Consider the following 9705-nt stretch of genomic DNA (forward strand, 5'->3'; position numbering starts at 1 on the left):
TCCCCATAGCGTAGCAACGTGCGTAGCCCACCGCGGTTTCGTCCAAACGAATTATCTAAAGTCGTAGCTCCTGCTTGCAAGGAGCTATTTTTTCTGCTCGACTTCAGATAATTCGCTACTCATTATGCGAAAAATCACATTGGCGAGCCTTGATCAGGGGCAGCTTGGGCGATTCTATGCGAAAAATAGCATACATGGAGAAAAATCCGGCTCGTGTTGGCGCATATATGCGAAAAATCACATAAAACGCTGCGATCCCCCGGCAATTCAAGCCGATCAATGTGAAAAATCACATAAAATCGCAAAAATCATCGGATCGGGCGAACGATCAAGACCGTCAGGGCAAGCATCTCTGGCGGTTTCTTTTATCATTGGTAAAAATAAGGTTGACCAACTGAATATTTCCATTATAATCTAGATTGTCAAATGTGCGGATGTCGGTTTGTGTCGTTCACCGATTTGTGCAAACGTTTGAACAAGCCGATGAATGGAAGGGGAATCACAATGAAGAAGAGTTACCGATTATGGCTTGCCTCCGCCCTGCTGCTCCTGGCCGTTATTGCGCTGGGAGCCCGCGGCGCGGATGCCGCGCCGGCGCGAACCGACCTGCAGACGTTCACCCAGCCCGGCGGCCAATCGTTCCAAGGCAGGCTGCAGGGGGACGAGAACCTGCATTGGGCGCTAACGAGCGAAGACGAAGTGATCGTTCGCGATGCGCAGGGCTATTGGAATTATGCTTCTCTTGAGCTTAAGGACCATTCATTCAAGTCGAGCGGCGTTCGGGTCAAGCTCCATCCGAAGCCTGCCGAGGCGAAGAGCAAGCAGGATCTTGACAATTGGCTGAAGCAGCGGGAGCGGCTTCAGAAGAACGGCTCGGACGGCGATGCGGGATCGGCAGCCGCCCTGTCGGGCGCGTCCGGCTCGCCCAGCCTGTCGGAACAAGCGGAATCGCGCGTGTCCGCCTCCCTGGAGGCGGCGGCCGACACCGCCGGGGCCGGCCTGTTCTTCGGGCTGGACGGACTGGAGACGACGGGCACTCAGAACGTGCTCCTGCTGCTGGTGGAGTTCTCGGATATCGATATCCAGTACTCCGACTCGCAGTGGAACGGCAGGTTCTTCTCCGCGACGGGCAAGAGCGTCAGCGATTATTACCGGGAGGTGTCCCAGAATCGCATGAGCCTCGTGCCGGCGGCGGAGACGGCGGGAACGGCGAATGACGGCATCGTCAAGGTCCGTCTGAACCATGCCTACGCCTCGGGAGCCGCAACGGTGGCCGAAGCGTTGACCGCGGCCGATCCCTACATCGACCTGTCCGCCTACGATGCGAATGGCGACGGCTACCTTCAGAACGACGAGCTCAAGGTGGTGACGATCCTGGCCGGCTATGAGCAGGCATACGGGGCCACCTCTTCCCAGAGCGTGTGGGCCCACTTCACAAGCCTGTCCGATGCCATGTCTCCGCTCATCGACGGCACGAAGGCGTGCGTCGGCGCGCACGGTGCAGGCTACACCCAGCAAGGCGAGATCCAGGGCAATCACCAGGCGACGATCGGCGTGCTCGCCCACGAGCTCGGCCACATGTTCGGCTTGCCCGACCTGTACGACACCGACGGATCCTCCTCCGGGATCGGCAACCACAGCTTGATGGGGGGAGGCAACTGGGCCAGCCTGTCCGGGGAATACGCCGGCGCGACGCCCGTCCACCTCGATGCCTGGAGCAAGCTGATGCTCGGCTTCGCCGACGCGACAATCGCCCAATCCGATGCCAGCGCCTCCTACACCTTGAATTCCATAGCAACAGGCTCCTACTCCATCGTCCTAATTCCCACTCTGGATGCGAATCAGTATTTTCTGCTGGAGAATCGTCAATACGAGGGGTACGATCGCGGGCTCGGCTATCCCGGGGGCATTGCGATCTGGCATATCGATCAGAGCCGCTCAAGCAACGCGGACGACGACCGCCGGCTGGTCGATCTGGAAGAAGCCAACGCGATCAGCCCCTATTATTACTCGGGCAATGCCACGAGCTTCGCGCCGCTGACCTCTCCGAACAGCGACCGCTATGACGGCTCCTCCTTCCGCTACACGGGCATCACGGTGAATATCCCGCAAGCAAGCTCCAGCAGCATGACGGCTGCCATCTACGGAGACTACACGCCGCTCGAACCGGCAACGGGCCTGTGGGCTCCTTATACCGCCCGCAATTCCGTCGGCCTTAGCTGGACAGCCTCGGACAGCCCGGAGCTGGACCGCTACCAGGTGTATCGCAACGGGACGCTCGTGAGCTCGCTCACGAAGAACACGCTCAAGGACTGGGTTACAGAGGATGCGACCTACAGCTATACGGTTCGCACGGTCGACCGCGCGGGCAACGTATCCGCTGACAGCGAACCGCTGTCGGTTACTTCCGCGGAGACGAACAAGATCGTGCTCTACTACAAGACGAATAATGCGACGCCTTATGTTCGCTACACGATCTCTCCCTATGGGACGACCGAGGTGTGGCAGGATCTCGCCCTCGCTCCGTCCGAGATTCCCGGATACAGCAAGGCGATCATCGATACGGGGGCGGATCGCATTAACGGCAAGGGGGCGTTCCATGACGGCAACGGCACGTGGGATAACAATTCCGGCTACAATTACACGCTCTATTCCGGCGTCACGACCATCGCGAACGGAGTGATCACGGAGGACTTCCCTGCGGCCATTCCGAATCCGGCCGGGAATAATGCCATCATCTATTATAAGAACGGCTCGTTCGCCGCATCCTACATTCATTACAAGCTCGACGGCTCCTCGTCGTGGACAACGGTTCCCGGGACAGCGATGTCGTCTTCCGCCTATGCCGGCTACAGCGTAGCGACGATCCCGCTCGGCGCCGCGACGGGATTGACCGCCGCCTTCAACAACGGCAGCGGCTCCTGGGACAACAACGGCGGCAGCGACTATCGCTTCGGCTCCGGAACCTCCACCTTGGCGAACGGCAACCTGTACGCGGGAACTCCTCAGGCGGACAGCGTAACGTTCCAGATCGCGGCGCCGGGATCGACGCCTTCCGGTGCCGACCTGTATCTCGCCGGCACGTTCAACGGCTGGGACCCGGGCGATTCGGCTTACCGGCTTACGCGCGGAAGCGACGGCATCTACCGCATAACCGTCGCTCTCGCCGCCGGAACCGCGTACGAATTCAAGTTCACCCGAGGCGCCTGGTCGAGCGTCGAAGCCGCCTCCAGCGGCGCGGATATCGCGAACCGCACGCTGACCCCGGGCAGCGGCCCGCAGACGGTGAATCTGACCGTCGAGCGGTGGAAGGACCTGTAGCGCAGGCTGCAGCCGAGCTCAAAAAAAGCCTATCCGGTTATTTCCCGGATAGGCTTGAGCCTGCCTTGCGATTAACGATCAGCTTGTAGCCGACGCCGCGGATCGATTCGATCTGGACGGCCTGCTGGCTCAGCTCCAGCTTCTTGCGCAGCGAGCTGACGTGCACGTCCACCGTCCGCTGGCCGCCGATATAGTCGAAGCCCCAGACGACGTTCATCAGGTCGTCGCGCGTAATGACGATGCCCGGACGCTCCGCCAGATAGAGCAGCACCTCGAACTCCTTCGGCCGCAGCGAGATCCATTGCCCGTGCAGCAGCACCTCGTACTTGTCCGGGTAGATCTGCAGCTCGCCCAGCGTCAGCACCTTATCGCCGCCTGTTGCGCGAGCCGATTCTTCTTCCCCGTCGTTGCGGGAGCGGCGCAGCACCGCCGACGTTCTCGCGAGCAGCTCCGCCACCCCGAACGGCTTCGTAATGTAATCGTCCGCGCCCAGCTTGAGCCCCTGCACGACTTCCTCTTCCGCATTGCGGGCGGTCAATATGATAACCGGCGTCTTGACGCCGTTCTGCCTCAGCTTCTGAAGCACCTCGAACCCGTTCATTCCCGGCAGCATCAAGTCCAGGAAAATAATCGCGTAGCTGTCGTGAATCGCGTTGTGCAGCCCTTCCGCGCCGTTGCCGACGACTTCCGTCTCATAGCCCTCGAGGGAGAGGTTGTACGTCACGAGTCGCGCGATAGTCGGTTCATCTTCAATAATCAGCACTTTGTCCGACATGGGGTACCTCCGGTCCGGCACGATGGCCGTAATGAGCGCAAGCTCTCTTAGTCAATTTATCATGCCACTGTTAATGCTCGGTTAACGATTTGTTATCGCAACGTAAAATAGCGGCAGCTCTGACAATCGAGCCGCCGCCGGATCATGGCTGCAGAAGGGGCAGCTCCAGGATGAAGTGCGACCCGACCCCGACCGTGCTCTCCACGCGGATCGTGCCGTGGTGCAGCTCGGCCAGATGCTTGACGATCGACAGGCCGAGTCCCGTCCCGCCCGAGCTGCGGGACCGGGCCTTGTCCACCCGGTAGAACCTCTCGAAGATGCGCGGCAGGTCCTTCCGCGGAATGCCGATTCCGGTATCCGATACCGTAATTCGCACCCGATCGTCCGCGCCTTCCTCGTCCGACTCCGACTCCGTGCCCGGAATGAATTCGGCCTTCACCTTCACCTTGCCGCCTTCGGGCGTATAATTGATGCCGTTCTGCAGCAGATTCAGCAGAATCTGGCCGAGCCGATCCTCGTCCGCTTCGATAAACAGCTCTTCCTCGGCTTGCAGCTCCAGTCCGATGTTCTTCTTCGCGGCCTCGGTCGCCATAAACTCCGTCATCCGTTCGAGGAAGACGTGCAGATCGACCGGCGAGAATTGAAGCGTCGATCGCCTCGATTCGATCTTCGACAGCTCGAGGATGTCCCCGATCAGCCGATTGAGCCGATCGCTCTCATCGTGAATGATCGTCAGGAACGACTGCGCCGTCTCCCTGTCGTCCATCGCCCCGTTCAGCAGCGTCTCCGCGAAGCCCTTGACCGCGGCGACCGGCGTCTTCAGCTCGTGCGAGACGTTGGCGACGAACTCGCTCCGCATCTTCTCGAGGCGGCGGATCGCCGTCACGTCCTGAAGAACGAGCAGGAGGCCCTGCTCCTCGTTCTCGCTCATCCGCATCGGAATCGCGCTCAGCTCGAGCAGCTTCTCCTCCGGATAGTAGACGGTCAGCTCGTCGTGAATCGGTTCGTGAAGCTGCAGCGCTTCGCGAATAAGCTGCACAAGCTCGTACTGCTGCTTGATCTCCCCGAAGCTGCGCCCCGTTCTCTCCTCCGCCGAGCTCCCCAGCAGCCCTTCCGCTCCCCGGTTGTACAGCCGGATGCGCCCATCCGCGCCGATCATGATGACGCCGCTCGCCATGTTGTCCAGCACGGACTGGAGCCGAACCTCGTTCAGCCGAATCTCGTCCACCTGCTGCTGCAGGCTCGAGGCCATCGCGTTAAGCGCGCGCGCCAGCTCGCTCACCTCGTCCTGGCCGCCGTCCGGAATTCTCAGCTTGTAGTCCATCTGCGCCATCCGCTTGGCCGCCGACGTCATCCGCTCGAGCGGCCGCGTCACGCCCAGCGCGATTCGGTAGCTGACCGCCGTCGCCACGAGGAACAGCAGCAGCAGGCTCAGCACAAGCGCCAGCCACATGTTGCCGAGGCTTCTCTCCACATCCTTCAGACTGACGGCCAGCCGAACGACGCCTTGCGGCTCGCCGGCGGACGGCAGCCTCATCGCGACGTAGAGCATGTTCTGATCGAGCGTCGGGCTCTTCCGGACGCTGCTGCCGATCCCGCTCTCCAGCGCTTCCTTGAATTCCTCGCGATTCGCGTGGTTCTCCATCGTCGCCGGGTCGTGATTCGAGTCGCCGAGCACCGTTCCGTCCGCCCGAATGTATGTCAGGCGCATGTCGGCGATCTCCCTGAAGTGAGTCGCCGCTTCCTGCAGATCGGTGCGCTGCTCCGCATCGGTCTCGCCCTCGGGCCACGGAACCGCCTCGTTCAGCACCCGAATCTCGGACAGCATGTGGTCTTTTAGGGAACTCATGTGGTTTTTCTTATACGAGGTGCTCATGAGAATGCCTGCGGCGATCACCGTAAGGCCGATCAGCAGCATGAACAGCGCCGTCAGTTTAAACCGGAATTTGTGCATATGCGTATGAACTCCTCGGCTCCTCAAGCGGATGGACTCGGGATTACAGCTTTATTCTAGGCGAAGACCGGCTCTTTAAACTGCAACAGCTTCTCCTTCGAGTCGCGCTCGACGTCGGCATGCAGGCTGTTGCCGTGGGAATCCATCGTGACGACGGCGGCGAAGCCTTCGACCTGAAGATGCCACATCGCCTCCGGGATGCCGAACTCGAGCAGGTCGACGCCGTTCACCTTCTTGACGCATTCCGCGTAATACTGAGCCGCTCCGCCCACCGCGTTCAGGTACACCCCGCCATGCTCCTGCAGCGCCTTCAGCGTCTTCGGCCCCATGCCGCCCTTGCCGATAACGGCGCGAATGCCGAACTTCTTCATGATGTCGCCCTGGTACGGCTCCTCGCGAATGCTTGTCGTCGGCCCGAACGCCTTGACGTGCCAGCCGTCCTCGTCCTGCAGCATCACCGGACCGCAGTGGTAGATCACGCCGCCATCCAAGTCGATCGGAGCGTCGTGGTCCATCAGATGCTTGTGCAGCGCGTCGCGTCCCGTATGCATCTCGCCGTTCAGAATAACGACGTCGCCCACCCGCAGCGAGCGGATCTGCTCCTCGGTTACCGGAGCCGTCAGCACGACCTCGCGGCGCCCTTCGCCGATCGCCTTCTCCGCATCGTCCGCCGCCTTCTCCTCGAAGGCGTTCATCGGATGACGGGAGCCGCTCTCATAGATCCATTCCTTGATCTCGTGCGAGCTGCCGTCGAGCAGAACGCCCTGGCGGCGATACGCCCAGCAGTTATACGCCACGGAGACGAAGAAGCTCGCCGGCAGACGGTTCATGACGCCGATCTTGCAGCCGAGCAGCGTCACGTTGCCGCCGAAGCCCATCGTGCCGATGCCGAGCTTGTTCGAATTCTCGATCACATACTCCTCAAGCTGGGCCAGCTCCGGAATCGGATTCTCGTCCTCAATGTGGCGGAACAACTGCTGCTTCGCCAGATCGTACCCGCTCGTCCGGTCGCCGCCGATGCCGACGCCGATGAAGCCCGCGCTGCAGCCTTGGCCTTGCGCCTGATAGACGGCGTGCATGATACACTTGCGGATGCCGTCCAGATCGCGTCCCGCCTTGCCGAGACCTTCGATCTCCATCGGCAGGCTGTATTGAATGTTCTTGTTCTCGCAGCCGCCGCCCTTCAGAATCAGACGCACGTCCACCTCGTCCTTCTCCCATTGCTCGAAGTGGATGACGGGAGTGCCCGGTCCGAGATTGTCCCCCGTGTTCGCTCCGGTAAGCGAATCGACGGAGTTCGTGCGGAGCTTGCCGTCCTTCGTCGCGCGGGCGACGGCCTGGCGAATCTCCTGCTTCATTATTATTTGATTAGCGCCCACTGGCGTATGTACGATAAAGGTAGGCATCCCCGTATCCTGGCAGATCGGAGACACGTTGCACTCGGCCATCTCGATGTTCTGAACGATCGTGGACAGCGACAGTCCCGCGCGGGTCCCGCTGTCTTCGGCTGCCTTGGCAGCGGCTATCGTTCGGCGCACATCGGCCGGCAGATTGGTAGACGTCTCGACGACAAGCTTGTAGATGCTCTCTTCAAAGTTGGACATAATAGCGGGAAGCTCCTCTCATCTTGCAATACCTCAACCTCTCTATCATAGCATACGCTTCCCCAATCATCGATTCATAAAGGTTCACGAATCCTTCACAGATTGAGAACAATTCGGCCGGGAACCATCCCTGTTGAGAATCATTTGCAATAACCGTTATCGTGGAAAAGAGAACCGGGAGCAGCCTGCAGCCGGGTGCGATCAACGATCCTGGAGTATGATATAATCTCTCTGTTATTCCCATTCGACTTGTTCGAGCAGGAGGGCTCCCCTTGTCCAATCATTTCCTCGCGTACTTGTATCGCCTTCAGAATATCGAACGCTGGAGCCTCATGCGCAAGACGGCCGAAGAGAACGTTGCGGAGCATTCGTTCCACACCGCGCTGATCGCCCACTTGCTCGGCAGCATCGCCAGGGACGTGTTCGGCAAGGACATCGACCCGAACGAGGCGGCTTCCTACGCCCTCTTCCACGATGCCGCGGAAGTGTTCACGGGAGACATCCCGACGCCGGTCAAGCACCACAACCCGGACATCCTCGCGAACTTCCGCCAGATCGAAGCGATCGCGGCCGATCGGCTCCTCGCCACCGTGCCGGAGGAGCTTCGCGGCGCCTACCATCCGCTGCTGCATCGCGGCCCCGAATCGCCGGAGCTCGCCCGGCTCGTCAAAGCGGCCGACGTGCTCGACGCCTACCTGAAGTGCGTCAGCGAGATGTCCGCAGGCAACCGCGAATTCGCCACCGCCCGCCGCCAGATGGAAGGCCGGCTCCGCGAGATGAACCTGTCCGAGGTCGACTGGTTCCTCGACCGCCTGACCGCGAGCTTCGAACGAACGATCGACGAGCTGACGGAGGAGGAAGATTGAGGCCGCGCCCAGTGCCGGATCACGCGGATCGGCAGGGATAGGCGCGGAATGTGGTGCGGCAATACGGCAAGATGCGCGGAGTGTGAAGACGACACTTCCTTCCTGTCGGCTGATTAGTCTTGGGCGAGCGTGGTTGTGTGGCCGAGGCCGGTTGGGTGGCGATTGTATGTGGTTTTTCATATAAAATGGTCGTCCGCGAGCGTCCAAGGCCGTGCTGCAACAAAAACCGCCCCGAAACGGCCTCCCGGAGGAGTGTTCGGGGCGGTCAGCCGCCAGCGCTGCTTCGCTTGCTTATGCGTACCATGGGTCTTGCATCAGCCAGATGATGACGAGGAACAACACGAAGGCGATCGTGCTGAACGTCTGCACCTTGGATACATTGGCGGAAGCGTCCTGGTTGCCTGCCGCAGCGGCGCGAATGCGCTTCAGCGGTCCTTGCACCATGCCGGCCATCGCGCCAATCGCGACGAACAGCACAATGATCACGATCATCCAGGCTACCGTGTAATCCGCTTGAGAGATCAGGTAACCGCCGGTCAGCAGTTGCAGCACAAGCGCGAACTGGCCGACGCGTCCGGCAGACAGCAAGCCGCTCGCAAGCCCTTCCTGAGCCGGTGTCGACAGTTGCTTAAACTTCCCGACGAGGAAGGGCATAATGGCGTAAATCCCCATTCCGACGGCGCCGACGACATGAAGGAACAACATTACCGTATTCACTTGTCACACGTCCCCTTTGGCAGAAAAATCAACTTTGCAAGTCCAGTATACACAATTCGTCGGACAAACAAAACAAATTCGCCTCCCAGCGCCGGATTGAGCGTGAACAATCGGTGACAAATTCGAGGCAGACGTCATAAATTGCGCAATTTGACACCTGCTTGCCCGCAGACTTCTTGCGAGATTACCTTCTCTCTCGCATCCCCCTTGCTCCGCTGTTCGCTCCACAGTCCGATGCCTTAACCCCTCCAGTCCTCTAGTTTGGTGGCGTTCCCCCTCTAGTCTGCGGCTCTCCTCCTCTGATCCGACGCACTTTCCCCCCTCTGATCCGACGGCCTCTACGATTTTATGGTCGAGTAGGTAGGGCCTCTCCTTTCGAGGATTGTGCCCGTCCCCCTCACAGATCCGTACGTGCGGAATTCCCGCATACGGCTCTTCGACGCATCTTTCACAGAATGGTTATTTGTA

General features: G+C 60.2%; 6 protein-coding genes. 2 read left to right on the forward strand and 4 right to left on the reverse strand.

Features of this window, described 5'->3' with window-relative positions:
* Window positions 1-504: 504 nt before the first annotated feature.
* Complete coding sequence (locus E6C55_RS32805; RefSeq protein WP_168736009.1) at window positions 505-3321, forward strand: M6 family metalloprotease domain-containing protein; 2817 nt, start codon at window positions 505-507, stop codon at window positions 3319-3321.
* 37 nt (window positions 3322-3358) lie between these two features.
* Here E6C55_RS32805 and E6C55_RS32810 read toward each other — a convergent pair whose 3' ends face one another.
* The 3 genes from E6C55_RS32810 to E6C55_RS32820 form a co-directional block, all read right to left on the reverse strand.
* Window positions 3359-4096: a response regulator transcription factor gene (locus tag E6C55_RS32810; RefSeq protein WP_136374053.1), complete on the reverse strand. Its 738-nt coding sequence runs from the start codon at window positions 4094-4096 to the stop codon at window positions 3359-3361.
* 142 nt (window positions 4097-4238) lie between these two features.
* Window positions 4239-6050, reverse strand: a complete 1812-nt coding sequence (gene pnpS / locus E6C55_RS32815; RefSeq protein ID WP_136374054.1) for a two-component system histidine kinase PnpS — start codon at window positions 6048-6050, stop codon at window positions 4239-4241.
* 56 nt (window positions 6051-6106) lie between these two features.
* Window positions 6107-7654, reverse strand: coding sequence for a fumarate hydratase (locus E6C55_RS32820; RefSeq protein WP_136374055.1), 1548 nt, complete (start codon window positions 7652-7654; stop codon window positions 6107-6109).
* 272 nt (window positions 7655-7926) lie between these two features.
* On the opposite strand from E6C55_RS32820, the gene yfbR reads away from it, so the two are divergent.
* Window positions 7927-8520, forward strand: coding sequence for a 5'-deoxynucleotidase (yfbR, locus tag E6C55_RS32825; protein WP_136374056.1), 594 nt, complete (start codon window positions 7927-7929; stop codon window positions 8518-8520).
* 291 nt (window positions 8521-8811) lie between these two features.
* Here yfbR and E6C55_RS32830 read toward each other — a convergent pair whose 3' ends face one another.
* Window positions 8812-9237 carry a hypothetical protein gene (locus tag E6C55_RS32830; protein WP_136374057.1) on the reverse strand — a complete coding sequence of 142 codons (426 nt, stop codon included), beginning with the start codon at window positions 9235-9237 and terminating at the stop codon, window positions 8812-8814.
* Window positions 9238-9705 lie beyond the last annotated feature (468 nt).

Origin of the sequence: Cohnella fermenti, assembly GCF_004801405.1 — a bacterium.
Lineage (GTDB): Bacteria > Bacillota > Bacilli > Paenibacillales > Paenibacillaceae > Cohnella > Cohnella fermenti.